This window comes from Candidatus Zixiibacteriota bacterium (genome assembly GCA_017999435.1).
Classification (GTDB): Bacteria; Zixibacteria; MSB-5A5; order GN15; family FEB-12; genus JAGNLV01.
In genome coordinates, this window is sequence record JAGNLV010000001.1 from 93037 (window position 1) to 106505 (window position 13469).

Consider the following 13469-nt stretch of genomic DNA (forward strand, 5'->3'; position numbering starts at 1 on the left):
CGACAGCAAGAGACTGCGCCGAACGGCCGAGGCACATTGCCATCTATAGTGCGCGTCGGACTAGTACGCGATCTCGAACTCCACGCCCCCCGATGCCACACTAATACCGTCCGCCCCGATCCCGAACAGCGTCCACCAGTAGGTCCCCGGGGGCAGGCTATCAACCTCCATACGATAGTAGTAGTAGTACATGGATGAGGAATCCGGCGCCAGCGGCAACTCGGTCGCACCCGTGCGCCCGAGGTACAATGATTTCCGACCGCTCTCAGCCGGCTGGAACAGCCACACGACGTACGACTCCGCGCCCGGATAGGGTTGATAGGCCAGCGTTGGCCGTGCGGTCGAAAGCGTGTCGTAATCAAGCGGGCTGGTGACGGCGATACGGCCCCAGTCCGAGGCTACGTCGAGCGGCACCAGGGAAATGATCTCGGAGGGCCGGCTCTCCCGTCCCTCGTCCATGGCAGTGACATAGAACCAGTTTGGCTCCAGGAGTCCGGAGTCGAAGGGAACATCTACGCTGCCCGGCGGCGGCGGAACATCCCCGGGTTCGCCCCCCTTTGGATTGCCGGTCCCGGCGGCCGGCTGCAGCGTTTTCACCTTCACCGGGGCGAATGAGCCGTCGCCGATCTTGCGATAGATCAGGAACGAATCTATCGACGCCGGATCCGGGTGTTCGAACCAGACACTGATACTCGCCGGCCAGGTCAAACCGCCCTGCAACATTCCCACGACGCGGGAGGGCGGCTCCGGTCCGACGTCAGCCGACTCCTCCGGCCCCGACCCGCATCCCGACCAAGGCACGCCAATCAGCAATCCTGCTGAGAGAACGATCAGACGCTTCCACATGAGCTGTCCTCCTGGGCGAGACGCCCCGCGAACTTTCGTACCGGCGCCGCCGGCCGCGCGCCGGCCCCCCGGGGTTCGAGAGGCGCGGCCGGCTCCGAAGCATGTCCCGCGGCGCAGACCGCAGCCGGGCTGAGTGAATCTCGGAGCGGTTCGGCGAAACCGACACCAACCCTGCGGCGGCTGTTTCCCGGCTGCCGGGTGCCGCCATGTCCGCCGCAACCTACCAATCGCCGACAAGTTTGTCAACGACTCTTCCGGTCGGCGTCCCGCCAATGCCGGCGGGTTTCCTTCCCCTCGCCGGCCGGGCCGCAGATAGTCGCCGCCGGTGCGCGTATAGTTTGCAGGATGCCCGACTCCCCGGCAGCTGACCGCGCAGCTTATTCATCCGGCGCGGCCAGTCGCCGGCGGTGACACAGATCCGACGCCGCCCGACGATTGCGGGCGGCTCCCGCCGCCTAGTACTTCCCGCGCCGCTCCACCATGTAATTCGATCCGGCTTTCTGCTTGGTCGCTTTCTTGAGGTCGGCCAGCATTTTCGCCATCTCCCCGATGTGCGCGAAAGTCCCGTTCCTATTGAGCAGCACCGCGATCGACACCGTGAGCAGCGGGAAATTCTCAATCTCGCCGCGCCGACTCTTGGTGGTGATGTACCCCCGCTCCCGATCCTCCTCCTCGTAGCAAAACCGAATGAGCGTGTCGAATGTCCGGATCACCGCCTGGCACACGCGCTCCACCTGGTCGACCGGGACCATGAAGATGAAATCGTCGCCGGCGATGTGTCCGACAAACCCGCCGTCGCACAGGTCGCAGACGGCGTCCTTGACCACGCGCGCGGTGAGCTGGATGACCTTGTCCCCCCGGTAGTATCCGTAGTAGTCGTTGTAGGCTTTGAAATTATCCAGGTCGACATAGCCGACCGCGAACTCCGCCTGCATCTCGAGCATGCGCTGGATTTCCCGCTCGATGATTGCGGGCCCGGGCAGCCGCGTCGAGGGGTTGATCGACAGGTCGCGGCGGCTGCGCTCGATCGCGGTCCTGATCCGCACTTTGACGAGCTTGTCCCGCCATTCCCCGTAGATGAAGTCCTCCGCCCCCTGTTCGTAGGCGGCCACCATGACGTCGGTCGGCGGGTCCGGGTGGTAGACGATGACCGGGATGATGGAGAGAAAGACGTTGTCCTTGATCGCTCGGATCATTTCCACTTCGACCGTCAGGTCGTAGCGGCTGGCGATGACGATGGCGTCGACGGGAAAGCGATGGCAGATGGTCAGCAGCGTTTCGACCGAGCCGAAGTAATGGAAGGACACCTCCTGACCGGCGAAAAACTGCCGAAGGTGGAAATCGAGGTCGACCCCAACCTGCTTGACCGCAAAGTGGTAGGTGGGCCGTTTCGGAGCCTCACTGGTCTTTGGGCCGGGCCAGCTCCCGAGGATGGTACTTTCGATGCTCCGCAATGATATAGTCCCGGTCAATGGTCGTATAGATCTGTGTTGTAGATATATCGGCATGACCGAGCATTTCTTGTACGACGCGCAAATCCGCCCCCCCTTCAAGCAAATGGGTGGCAAAGGAATGCCGGAGCGTGTGGGGCGACACCGGTTTAGTGATCCCGGCTTTCAGCACCGCTTTCTTGATGATTTTCCATACCCCCACGCGAGAGATTTTCCCTCCTAAGTCGTTTCTCAACAACACGTTGGCCCCGTCGATCACCTTCCTGTCGGGCGCCTCGGCCAGGTATTCGTCAATCGCCCTCCGGGCATATCCCCCGAGCGGCACCAACCGTTGCTTGTTTCCCTTGCCGGTCACCCGGATGAACCCCGCCTCGAACTCGATATCTCCCAGCTCCAGGTCGATCAACTCTGAGATCCGCAGCCCGCTGCCGTACAGGAGTTCGATGATCATCCGGTCGCGCCAGCCGTGGCGCTGGGTCGTGTCGATCGAGTCGATCATCTGCTCGATCTCCCGGGGAGACAGATAGTGCGGATGGTACCTCGCAATTCTGGGCGCGGCGAGACCCGCCACCGGATTAGTCGCGATGACAGCGGAATCGACGAGATAGTTAAAGAACTGCTTTAAGGAGGAAATCTTGCGCGCCATGGTGGCCGGCTTCCGCCCCTTGGACGTGAGATGCTTCAGGTACGCCGCCGCGGCCCGGCTGTCGATACGTTCGACCGCAACCTGACCGGCAGCCTCCCCCTTCCTGCCAGGCGCCGCCAGCCGGGCAAACTCGCACAGATCTCTCCGGTACGCGGCCACCGAATTGGCTGCCATCCCGCGCTCCAGCTTGAGGTAGCCGAGGAAGTCTTCGATGTGTGCTGCGACTGTGCCCATGATCTAGACTCCGTGCGCCATCGCCGCCGCCCCGGCCACCCCATGCCCGGACGCTTCAAGCACGCGGCGCGCCTCTCGAATGGTCGCCCCGGTCGTGACGACATCATCAACCAGGATGAGGCCGCCGAGGCGCGGCCCGTCGTCATCGGCAGTTTCGAAAACCCCGTGCACGTTCACTTCCCTCCGTCGGCGGTCGATCCGTGCCTGGGGCCGGCGGTGTCGGACGCGCGCCAGCAGCTCCGTTTCGACCGGCAGCCCCAGCCGCTTGCCGAGCGCCTCCGCAAAGACGCGCGCCTGGTTGTACCCCCGGTAGTGCTCGCGCCGCGGGTGCAGAGGTATAGGCACGAGGGCGCTGGCCTCGATCTCGCTCCGGTACCGGTCGACCACCGGGGCCAGTCTCGCCGCGATCCAGTCCGCGGGAGCGACGATCCCTTTGAACTTAAACTGGAGGATGATTTCTTTCAGCGGGGGGCGGTAGTCGCCGAACGCGAACAGCGGCCAGAACGCCGGCCCGCACTCGGGGCACCGTCCGCTGGCGGACATCACCGCTCCGCATCCGGCGCAGATGGTTCCCTCGAACGCCAGCGCCGCCAGGCCGGCCTCGCAGCGCCCGCACACCAGGTTGTCGCCATCGTAGAACACGCCGCATCCCAGGCACAGCGGCGGGAAGAGGAAGTCGAGCACGCTCCGGGTGACCGGATTTTCGATTAGGGCCGACCAGCGCATACGGAATTCTCATCTCCCCGGCCCGGCGGCTCAAGCAAAAAACGCCTTCCCCATCATCGCGGGGCGTCGGATAGTTCAGGCAATTCGCCTTCCCGGACCATCAATCGCGCCTGGCCGTCGGCCTGGCGGATGAGCTTTCTTATCGGGTGCGGCGGAACCCCGCCGGACCGCCGGGCAATCCGCCGCAGCCGCCGGGCCATGCGCAGCTTGTACAGCCAGACCGCCGGCGGCGCGAAATGCTTGCGGGCGAAATAGAGTTCATTGCGCAGCAGCGAGAGATCGAATTCGCGCTCCCGTCCGGTCACGCCGCGGTCCACTCCGCCCGCCGCCCGGTGGTGGGTCAGGCAGGCATCGGCGTCGAAAACCATGCGCAGCCCGGCGCGGCGGCAGCGCGCCCCGTAGTCGGCATCCTCGCGGACCAGGGCGCCGCAGAATAAGGGATCGAACTCCCCCACCCGGTCAGCCGCTCGGCGCGAGAGCGAGAAATTGCAGCCGGTGAGGGTGTTGGTGACGCCCGCCCGGTCGTGCGTGTTGCTGCCCACAAATCGCAGCCACGGCCGCACCCACTGGGGCCGGTGCGCCACGCCGCGCCCCGGCTCCACCACCCGTCCCTGGACGACCTCGGCCCCGCGCCGGTGCGCGGCGACGTGGGCCGCGGCAAATCCCGACCCGAACGTCGTGTCGTCGTCAATGAAGATGAGGATCTCGCCCCGCGCCTCGTGCAGCCCGCAGTTGCGCGCCGTGACCGCGCTGGGCGGTGCGTGCCGAATGACCCGCACCCGGTCGGCCGCGCCCTGGAGAAACCGGACCGTCTCCGGATCGTGCTCCCCGGTCTGATCGATGACGAGAATTTCCAGCGGGCGGTAGGACTGATTCAGCGCGCACCTCAGACAGGCCACCAGCGGTTCTTCGCGACCGTAGGTCGGGATGATCAGCGACACGCAGGGGAAGGTCTGATCCGCCATGCCTCCAAGATACCTTGCGGTCACGCCGGCGGCAAGGGCTCCCGCCTGCGCCCGCGCCGCGCCCGAGCTCATCCGGCCGCCGGTGTCATCCGTCCGCGCCGCAGGCGCCGCCGGATCTTCATCGCCAGCACCCGCGCCAGCAGCAGCACAAACAGCAGGCCGGCGGCGACGTGGTACCAGGAGGCATGGTCATGCCCGCCGGCGCGGAACGCGGCCGCGATACCCACGGTGCGGTAGGCCCAGTCGAGCGCGATCCCGCAGAGCACGGCCACAATCACAATCGACCCGAGGTACCGCGCCAGTCCCCACCCCTTGAGAATTTTGCCGACCACGGTCATCGAGGCCACATTGGTGGCCGGCCCCACCAGCAGGAAGACCAGCACCGCGCCCGGCGAAAACCCGGCTCCCAGGAGCGCCGCGGCCAGGGGTGTCGACGAGGTCGCGCAGATGTAGAGCGGCAGGCCGATCACGATCGCCCCGGCGTATCCGCCCCAGCCGGCGGTCAGCCACGGCGGCAGAGACAACAGCGCGCTGCCGAATACGGCCGCCACCAGACCCGCCAGCAGATACCCGACAAGGAGATAGACGGCCAGATCGCTGAACAAATCCGTGAACCCGTACCTGATCCCGGCCAGCACCCGGCTCAGCCAGGACGCGCGCGGGGCGCGATCGGCGATCCGTACCGGCGCGACGGCTGCGTTCGGCTCCGCTGCGCAGCCGCAGGCGCAGCCGTCTCCCCCGGCTGCCGCTCCGTCTTTCCCGGTCGGCCGGTCATCCGGAAAGGCCGCCTCGATGTTGCCCGCGGTGAACGCCGTCAGAAAAGCCGCGACCGGCCGCGCGACCGTCATGAGGGGATCCATGAGGCTCCAGGTGAGCAGGACGGAATCGACGCCCGATTCGGGCGTGGCGATGAGAAAGGCGGTGGTGCCGGCTTTGCTCACGCCGGCCCGCCGGAGTTGATAGGCCACCGGCAGCACCGAACAGGAGCACAAAGGCAGCGGCACGCCGACCAGCGCGGTGGCGAACACTTCGCGCCGCCGTCCGCCGGAGACCAGTTTCCCGATTGTGCGGGCATTGAGCACGAGGTGGAGCAGCCCGGCCAGGACGAAACTGAGCAGAAGCAGCAAGGCCGAATCGACCACCATTGCCCAGGTCGCCTCGGCCCAGTTGCCCAAAAAAGTCGCTGCGCTATCCATTCAGGTTGCCGAGCAGTTCGCGCGCTTTGGCGGCGGCCGCCCCGGTCGGCTCAAGCTGGAGATACTTTTCCCAGTAGAAGCGGGCCGAGTCCGGCTTGCCCATGTCGAGATAGACGATGCCGATGTTGAAATTGGCGATGCCGTGTTCGGGGTGGGTCTGCATCACCTCACGGAACTCCTCAATGGCCCGCTCAGGCAGTCCCATGCCGTGGAGGCAAGCGCCGAAATCGGTGCGCACGTCGGGCGACGACGGATCGAGGGCCAGCGCCCGCCGATAACTCTCGGCCGCCACCGCATAGTTCCCGGCGTCCATGTACCGGTTCCCCGCCTGCACGAGTCCGTCGTAGTCGGCCGGCAGATCGCTCAGACCTCCGGTCATCCCGCCCATCGGGGCGCCCGGCACCTCCGGGTGGCCCGCCGGCGTCGCGGCGGAGGGCGGCTGCGGCGGAACGGCGGGGGTCCGAAACACGAACCAGCCGACCGTGATCAGCGCAAGCGCCCCGACAATGATCGCGCCGTCACGCATCCCGGTGGAGGCGCTGCGCGGCGCGCCCGCGGGAGGCTTTTTCGAGGCGGGTTTCCCGCCGCGGACCGGCTTAACGTCAAGGTCGGTCGGCGCGCCGCAGGCGGCGCAGAAACGGTCCCCGGCCGTGAGGGGTTTGCCGCAAGCTGCACAAATGCTGTCCGTCATGCCGTTGCTTTCCTTTGTATAGTTCAGCGGGCAATATAATCCACCTTAACCGCGCGGCAATCAAAAAGTGCCCGCGGTTCGGCAAGGGCCGTGACAAGCGCGTGACAATTCGTATATTGGCAAGCGATATTGTCCCCCCTGTTCTCTGTCGGCGGCCGACGGCGGGTTGATGCCGCCCGCCGGGAGTGCGAGGTTTTGGCGCTTGCCGGGTATAAGGAAGTTGTATGAAGAGTATGCTCATCGCTGCGCTGCTGCTGCTGGCGCCGGCCGCTCCGGCGGTCCGGGCCGCTTACCTGATCACCGCGGATTCCCTGCGGGCCCACGAGATGGTTCTTGCCCATGATTCCCTCGAGGGGCGCCGGGTCGGCGAGGAGGGGGAAATGAAAGCCGCCCGCTACATCGAGTCCGCCTTCGCCGCGGCCGGGCTCCAGCCGCGCGGGACAGACGGTTCCTGGCTGCAGCCTTTCGAGTTCGTCAGGGCAATCGAGCTTGGTCCGGGCAACCGCCTCGTCCTCAACGGCGCGCCCCTGGCGCTCCACGGGGAGTTTGAGCCGATGAAGCAGTCGGCCAGCCTCGCGTTCGACTTCGACACCATTGTGGACGTCGGCTACGGCATCACGGTCGAAGAGGCCGACGGCAATTACGACGATTACGCAGGCAAAGATGTCGCCGGCAAAGCCGTGCTGATCAAGCGCTACGCTCCATCTGCGGATGAAAACCCGCACGTGGACTTTGAACCATACAGTTCGCTCACCAGCAAGATCAACACTGCGCTCGAACATGACGCAGCCGGTATCTTCTTCATCACCCCCGAGGATCAGGACGACACGCTCCAGCCGATCGGCCCGGTCCGGATCACGCCGAAAGACATCCCCATCATCTTCCTGCGCCGCGCCGGATTCGAGCACCTGGGGCTCTCACTGAGCGATCCGGCCGTCCTGTCGGCCGAAGGGGCGGTGGAACTGGTCAAGGTCCACGACACCGGCTACAACGTGCTCGGCTACCTGCCGGGCGAGACCGACACGACAGTCATCATCGGCGCCCACTACGATCATCTCGGGTCTGGCGGCCCCGGAAGCGGCTCGCGCTATCTGGGCAACGATCCGCAGATTCACAACGGCGCCGACGACAACGGATCGGGGACTTCGGTCCTGCTGGAGATCGCCCGCCACTATGCCGCGCAGGCCGAGAAACCGCACTATTCTCTCCTTTTCGCGGCCTTCAGCGGCGAGGAATTCGGCATTCTCGGCTCGAGCCATTTCGCCCGGGACATGACCGTCGACAGCGCGAAGGTTCGCATGATGGTCAATATGGACATGGTCGGGCGGCTGGCCGAACAGGACAATGGGCTGGCGGTGATGGGGACCGGCACGACCGAGGCCTTCACCGTCTACTTCGACAGCCTCAGGCGTGAGGACGTGAAGATCACGCAGAAGAAGTCCGGCCAAGGGCCCTCCGACCACACCGCGTTCTACAATCGCGGCATTCCCGTCCTCATGTTCTTCACCGGCGCCCATAACGACTACCACAAGCCGGAGGACGATTGGGACAGGATTGACTACGCCGGCCTCGTCACGGTCGCCGACGTCGTGACCGATCTCGTTTCCTATTTCGACCGCTATCCCGGCCCGCTGACATTCCAGAAGACCAAGGATCCTGACGAAGGCAAGCGCGCCTCGACGTTCTCCGTGACCCTGGGCATCATGCCCGACTACGTCGCGGAGGTCAAAGGTCTTCGCGTGGATAACGTGCAGCCCGACCGTCCCGGCGAACGGGCCGGTCTGCTGGCCGGCGACATCATCACGCGCATGGGCGAGATCGAAATCGGGGACATCTACGACTACATGAACGCGCTCGGCCGCTTCCGCAAGGGCGACACGACCGTCGTCCGGGTCAATCGGAACGCCGAGACGGTGGATCTGACAGTTGTCTTTGAATAGAAGAAGTTGCTGAGCAAGTCCCTGACGCCCCTGATGCCTGCAAAAGAGCACCGAATCAGTGCTGTAAAGGAGTACTCACGGATCCTGTTTCCGGTAAACATGGAGCTTGACAACGGCTATGCATCAGGTGTTCACTATGGATACTAAGGGGTTCATCGGGAGCCCCGCATCATATTAAGCAGCGTAAGCACTGGCATTCAACACGGGAGGAAGTCACTATACGAATCTTCATGCTCATAATGGGGTCGGTGGCCTTGGTGTCGGTTGCAGTCGCTGACACCACGCACGCAAATATCGCTTTAGAGTACGGAGACCTCAAGGGATCTGGTGGAGTTGAGATAGTCGGAGAGCCCAAACTCGGCGAGCCCTTCGACGTGGTGTTCAGATTCACCCCTGTGGACTCATTCAGTCATTCGAAGGGAATACCGGACACAGTGCTGATTCGTGGTAATCCAGGCGTCGAATTTGTGGGTGGAGACACTCTCTGGATAGGCTCTCTTACCCGGTGTCAGACCGTCGAGTTGAAGGCTCGGTTCGTCATCCGGGCGGAGATCAAGCGAGTCGTTACGGGCTGGGTGCACGCAGCACAGACATTGGGGCAGATCATTCCACCCCAATTCGGTCCAAATGCAGGAGTAGATGTTGGCCGTGAGTGTGTTGCACAGTTTCGAAGCAAACCCATCGATTTCCGCCAGGCTGAAGAGAACGATCAGATCAGCCGTCTCTGGCGCCTCAAGGTAACCGACACTGGCCTCATTTTGGCAGACACGGCAGCAAGCAATGCTCCTTCTGAACTCAAGAGGCATCCGGTGATCGATAGTTTGGACCAAACCAACCGACGCGGGACGAGGAGGCCACGCCAGCTGCACGGTGACGGACCGCCGATACTGCGCCCGCGGCAAACGACCCCCATCAATCTCAGCTCTGAGTCACCGGATACAATCCGAATCGCATACGATCCTACCCGCGAGGTGGAATTCTTCACGGACTCCGCTTTCACTGGATCCGTTCGGGTTTTTCTGCTGGAGGGAAACGCTGTGTATACTAAGTCCGGAGCAAGAACCGGCGTTTTCGAGTTGAAAGGTGATTCGGGGCGGGCCCTGTTTCGGGTGGAAGCTGGGTCGCTGGAACGAATTCTGCTTGTTCACGATGCCGCATGGTACTGAATGAGGGGACCGCCAATTATGTAAATAAGTTCGGAATCGAATGGCCGATCTGCAACGTTGGTCTGGGGATCTACGAATCCAATGATGGCGTGCGGTATACTCTGGACAGGCAGCTAGACATAGGCGCCAGCGGCTACTTCAGCTTTCAAACGAACAATCGCCGGGTTCGGTTCTATTTTGTTTCCATAAACGCATCCGCCGAAATCGTGTACGCAGATAACCATGATTTCTCGCTCGATGATGAAACGTTTTGGCTTCATGCTCACGGCATCCAGGTCGATAACCCTGAATACACGAATGTCTATGTTCCCGAAGTATACACATAGATCACTGACTTGTCTGTAGGAGGCGCGTGTAACATACTGGACATGTTTCGCCTTCTTCAGCAACTTCTCGTAGATGACTTCGGTGAGCAAGACTTGGCTCCGTACATGGGGGTGATATGGGACGATCTAGACGGCTCAAAGTCAACGAGCGTCTACAATAGATTTGAGTACGATGGAGTTCCTGGATTCTACATTGCCAGCCGCGCGAACTTCCTTGATAATTGGGATGAATGGGATGGTCATGTTATTGCCCATGAATTTGCCCACCACCTCATGTTCAGCTATATGGAGCGGATACCCGGAGGAGGTGATCCATACGATTACCTGTTTCCGCTGTATGGCAGCGAGAATGCCCGTGCAGCACTGACGGAAGGTCGGGCTTTCTACGCAGGCTGCAGCTATCTTGGTGAGGTGGAGTTTGTCAACTCTACGTTCACCGATCCTGCATGTGATGTCAAGAATCTTGAATATCCGTTGCCCGACCCGCCTTATTACGATGACAATCAGAATCTCGAACCGTTGCCGCCACCACCTTTGAACCCGCAGTACGACGGCGCGCAGGTCCCCGGAGCTGTCGCCGTTTCTCTTATTGACCTTGATGACAATGCCGACGACGGCAACCAATATATTGGCGGCGCATTGTGGGGACACAACCAGGACTACAATGGCGGTTCCTGGTGGGCCGGTCCTGCCGCAATTTGGCATGTCCTGACAAACTACGACCCTGCCCGGCAGACCCAAACCATGATCACTGCTGGACCATTCGAGAGTTCAGAGCGGGCTGGCTCGACCTGGGCTATTCCTTCAGCACTGTCTTTGAGGACTTGTTTGCCGCTCACGCAATTGACGCAGTACTCCTATCGCCCGGCGACGTCGATGGCGACAGCACGCTAACCATTAGCGATCTCACCCGTTTGATCGACTATCTCTTTCGCGGCGGCCCGGCACCCATTCCAATTCTGCGCGGCGACCTAAATGGTGACTGTGGGGTAAACGTTGCCGACGTGACCCTCCTGATTGCCGTGCTGTTCCGCGGTGTGCCTCTGCCCACCGAGATGTGCGAGGAAGTGGCGTAGACAGCGACGACAATTCCTCGCCCGGCCCCAATCGTCACGCTCCCCTACTCCATATTCTCGACATTCTCCAGGCTGTCCTTCCCCTTCGCCCGAACCACCTTGATCACCCCCTTGACCTTGCGCACTTTATCGAGAATTCGGTTCAGGTGCGCGAGGCTTGACACCTCGACGACGAATTCCCCCACCGCCGTCGTATCGCGCGCATACATTTCAGCCGCGCGGACATTGGTGTCGGCGGTCGCGATGGCCTGGGTGATGTCGCGGAGCATGTTCTTGCGGTCCTCGACCACCATCTCGAGCCGGACCACGAACGACTGCCCCTTGGCCGTATCCCAGCTTACGTCGATCTTGCGCTCCGGGGCCTGTTCCTGCAGCGAAATCGCCACCGTGCAGTCGGCCCGGTGAATGCTCACCCCCCGTCCGCGCGTGATGAATCCGACGATGTCCTCCCCCGGGATCGGCTGGCAGCATCCGGCGAAGCGGAACATCATGTCATCCAGGCCGTGGACCTTGATCCCCTTCGACCCGCGGATGCGTTCGATCACCCGTCCGACGAAGCCGGTTTCTTCCGGTTCGAGGGCGGGCTCGATCAGCGTCATGAGTTTGCCGACGCCCATGGCCCCGCTGCCGATGGCCGCGAGCAGCTCTTCGATCGTCTTCTTGTCCAGCTGCTGGGCGTAGCCCAGGAGCGTATCGCCGTCGGGCATTTTCAGCCGCTCTTCCTTGAGTTTGCGCTCCACGATTTCCTTGCCCAAAGCCACCGACCGCTCGAACCCGGCCTGCTTGAGCCAGCGGCGGATGCGCGACCGCGCCTGCGAGGTTTTCACCAGCTTGAGCCAGTCGTGCGAGGGCGTGCGGTTGGGATTGGTGATGATCTCGACGCTGTCGCCGGTCTGCAGTTCGGTCGAGAGCGGCTGGAGCCGCCCGTTGATTTTCGCCCCCGCACAGTGGATGCCGACCTCGCTGTGAATCTGGAAGGCGAAGTCCAGCGGGGTCGAACCCTTGGGCAGGTGAATCAGTTTCCCGGCGGGCGTGAACACGAAGATGTCCTCGGAGTACAGGTCGATCTTGAGGTATTCGAGGAAATCCGAGGGATTGGTCATGTCCTTCTGCCACTCGAGAACGTCGCGCAACCAGACCATCTGGCGGTCGGAGCGGCTCATTTCCTGGCGTCCCTCTTTGTACAGCCAGTGCGCGGCGATTCCGTTCTCGGCGACATAGTGCATCTGGTGGGTGCGGATCTGGATTTCGACGATCTTGTTGAGGGGGCCGAAGACCGCCGTGTGGAGCGACCGGTAGCCGTTCGGCTTCGGGTTCGCGATGTAATCGTCGAAGCGCCCCGACACCGGTTTCCACATGGCGTGGACGATACCCAGGGTGTGGTAGCACTCCCGCTCGGTGTTGACGATGCAGCGGATGGCGAACAGGTCGTGCATGTCCTCCATGGGCACGTTGCGGATGCGCATCTTGCGGTAGATCGAGTCGATGTGCTTGGCCCGCCCGTAGACGGTCGCCTGGATGCTGTTCTTGGTCAGCTCTTCCTTCAGCGGACGCACCACCTGTTCGATGTAGGCCTCGCGCTCCTCCCGCTTTTCTTTCAGCCGGGCGGCGATTTCAAAATATACCTCGGACTCGAGGTATTTCAGCGAGAGGTCCTCCAGTTCGGTCTTGATGCGGTTGATCCCGAAGCGGTGGGCGAGTGGCGCGTAGACGTCGTGCGTCTCCTGGGCGATCCGCCGCTGCTTGTCGGGCGGCAGGGCCTCGAGCGTCCGCATGTTGTGGAGGCGGTCGGCGAGCTTGATGAGGATGACGCGGATGTCCCGCGCCATGGTGAGCAGCATCTTCCGGAAATACTCGACCTGCTGTTCCTCGCGCGAGGTGAATTCGACCGAGCCCAGTTTGGTCACGCCGTCGACGAGGTCCGCGATCTCGTCGCCGAACTCGGCCCGGAGGTGGTCGATCCCGATCTTGGTGTCCTCGACCACGTCGTGGACCAGCCCGGCGGCGATCGTGGTCGAATCCATGTGCTGCTCGGCGAGAATGAAAGCGACTTCGAGGCAGTGCTCGATGAACGGCTCCCCCGACTGCCGTTTCTGGCCGGCGTGGGCCCGGTCCGAGAACTCATAGGCTTTGCGGATCAGGGGAATGTTCACGTTGGCGTTGAACGATTCGATCCGTATGATGAACTCGGCCAGATTCATATCGC

General features: G+C 62.7%; 13 protein-coding genes. 5 read left to right on the forward strand and 8 right to left on the reverse strand.

Annotated elements, in window-relative coordinates; genetic code table 11:
* Nucleotides 1-60: 60 nt before the first annotated feature.
* The 7 genes from KA261_00400 to KA261_00430 all read right to left on the reverse strand — a co-directional run bounded on the left by KA261_00400 (nucleotide 61) and on the right by KA261_00430 (nucleotide 6755).
* On the reverse strand, nucleotides 61-846 hold the full coding sequence (locus KA261_00400; protein ID MBP7696243.1) for a hypothetical protein: 786 nt from the start codon (nucleotides 844-846) through the stop codon (nucleotides 61-63).
* A 455-nt stretch (nucleotides 847-1301) separates the two neighbouring features.
* Nucleotides 1302-2300, reverse strand: coding sequence for a diguanylate cyclase (locus KA261_00405; protein MBP7696244.1), 999 nt, complete (start codon nucleotides 2298-2300; stop codon nucleotides 1302-1304).
* The gene (gene xerD, locus KA261_00410) at nucleotides 2245-3177 is read right to left on the reverse strand and encodes a site-specific tyrosine recombinase XerD (GenBank protein MBP7696245.1); all 933 of its coding nucleotides are present in this window, start codon (nucleotides 3175-3177) and stop codon (nucleotides 2245-2247) included. Before xerD ends, KA261_00405 begins: the two co-directional genes overlap by 56 nt.
* Before the next feature lie 3 nt (nucleotides 3178-3180).
* A complete protein-coding gene (locus KA261_00415) occupies nucleotides 3181-3903 on the reverse strand; it encodes a ComF family protein (GenBank protein MBP7696246.1) in 723 nt (240 codons plus the stop codon).
* A gap of 53 nt (nucleotides 3904-3956) precedes the next feature.
* Nucleotides 3957-4868, reverse strand: a complete 912-nt coding sequence (locus KA261_00420; GenBank protein ID MBP7696247.1) for a glycosyltransferase — start codon at nucleotides 4866-4868, stop codon at nucleotides 3957-3959.
* A 68-nt stretch (nucleotides 4869-4936) separates the two neighbouring features.
* On the reverse strand, nucleotides 4937-6064 hold the full coding sequence (locus tag KA261_00425; protein ID MBP7696248.1) for an SO_0444 family Cu/Zn efflux transporter: 1128 nt from the start codon (nucleotides 6062-6064) through the stop codon (nucleotides 4937-4939).
* Nucleotides 6057-6755, reverse strand: coding sequence for a tetratricopeptide repeat protein (locus KA261_00430; protein MBP7696249.1), 699 nt, complete (start codon nucleotides 6753-6755; stop codon nucleotides 6057-6059). The genes KA261_00425 and KA261_00430 overlap by 8 nt, the downstream gene beginning before the upstream one ends.
* Nucleotides 6756-6979: 224 nt before the next feature.
* Between KA261_00430 and KA261_00435 the strand changes: the two genes are divergently transcribed.
* The 5 genes from KA261_00435 to KA261_00455 all read left to right on the forward strand — a co-directional run bounded on the left by KA261_00435 (nucleotide 6980) and on the right by KA261_00455 (nucleotide 11263).
* Nucleotides 6980-8695 (forward strand): M28 family peptidase, encoded by a 1716-nt coding sequence (locus tag KA261_00435; GenBank protein ID MBP7696250.1) that lies wholly within the window; start codon nucleotides 6980-6982, stop codon nucleotides 8693-8695.
* A gap of 230 nt (nucleotides 8696-8925) precedes the next feature.
* The gene (locus tag KA261_00440; protein ID MBP7696251.1) at nucleotides 8926-9861 is read left to right on the forward strand and encodes a hypothetical protein; all 936 of its coding nucleotides are present in this window, start codon (nucleotides 8926-8928) and stop codon (nucleotides 9859-9861) included.
* A complete protein-coding gene (locus KA261_00445) occupies nucleotides 9852-10187 on the forward strand; it encodes a hypothetical protein (GenBank protein MBP7696252.1) in 336 nt (111 codons plus the stop codon). The genes KA261_00440 and KA261_00445 overlap by 10 nt, the downstream gene beginning before the upstream one ends.
* A 42-nt stretch (nucleotides 10188-10229) precedes the next feature.
* Entirely contained in the window at nucleotides 10230-11081 is an 852-nt protein-coding gene (locus KA261_00450) for a hypothetical protein (GenBank protein MBP7696253.1), read from the forward strand.
* Nucleotides 11012-11263, forward strand: a complete 252-nt coding sequence (locus tag KA261_00455; GenBank protein ID MBP7696254.1) for a dockerin type I repeat-containing protein — start codon at nucleotides 11012-11014, stop codon at nucleotides 11261-11263. The genes KA261_00450 and KA261_00455 overlap by 70 nt, the downstream gene beginning before the upstream one ends.
* Nucleotides 11264-11307: 44 nt before the next feature.
* Here KA261_00455 and KA261_00460 read toward each other — a convergent pair whose 3' ends face one another.
* Nucleotides 11308-13464, reverse strand: coding sequence for a bifunctional (p)ppGpp synthetase/guanosine-3',5'-bis(diphosphate) 3'-pyrophosphohydrolase (locus KA261_00460; GenBank protein ID MBP7696255.1), 2157 nt, complete (start codon nucleotides 13462-13464; stop codon nucleotides 11308-11310).
* Between the last annotated feature and the right edge of the window lie 5 nt (nucleotides 13465-13469).

Excerpts from the sequence above, each read along its gene's own strand:
- KA261_00400 (MBP7696243.1), bottom strand. The coding sequence starts at position 846 with ATGTGGAAGCGTCTGATCGTTCTCTCAGCAGGATTGCTGATTGGCGTG.
- xerD (MBP7696245.1), bottom strand. The coding sequence starts at position 3,177 with ATGGGCACAGTCGCAGCACACATCGAAGACTTCCTCGGCTACCTCAAG.
- KA261_00415 (MBP7696246.1), bottom strand. The coding sequence starts at position 3,903 with ATGCGCTGGTCGGCCCTAATCGAAAATCCGGTCACCCGGAGCGTGCTC.
- KA261_00420 (MBP7696247.1), bottom strand. The coding sequence starts at position 4,868 with ATGGCGGATCAGACCTTCCCCTGCGTGTCGCTGATCATCCCGACCTAC.
- KA261_00425 (MBP7696248.1), bottom strand. The coding sequence starts at position 6,064 with ATGGATAGCGCAGCGACTTTTTTGGGCAACTGGGCCGAGGCGACCTGG.
- KA261_00430 (MBP7696249.1), bottom strand. The coding sequence starts at position 6,755 with ATGACGGACAGCATTTGTGCAGCTTGCGGCAAACCCCTCACGGCCGGG.
- KA261_00435 (MBP7696250.1), top strand. The coding sequence starts at position 6,980 with ATGAAGAGTATGCTCATCGCTGCGCTGCTGCTGCTGGCGCCGGCCGCT.
- KA261_00440 (MBP7696251.1), top strand. The coding sequence starts at position 8,926 with ATGCTCATAATGGGGTCGGTGGCCTTGGTGTCGGTTGCAGTCGCTGAC.
- KA261_00445 (MBP7696252.1), top strand. The coding sequence starts at position 9,852 with ATGGTACTGAATGAGGGGACCGCCAATTATGTAAATAAGTTCGGAATC.
- KA261_00450 (MBP7696253.1), top strand. The coding sequence starts at position 10,230 with ATGTTTCGCCTTCTTCAGCAACTTCTCGTAGATGACTTCGGTGAGCAA.
- KA261_00460 (MBP7696255.1), bottom strand. The coding sequence starts at position 13,464 with ATGAATCTGGCCGAGTTCATCATACGGATCGAATCGTTCAACGCCAAC.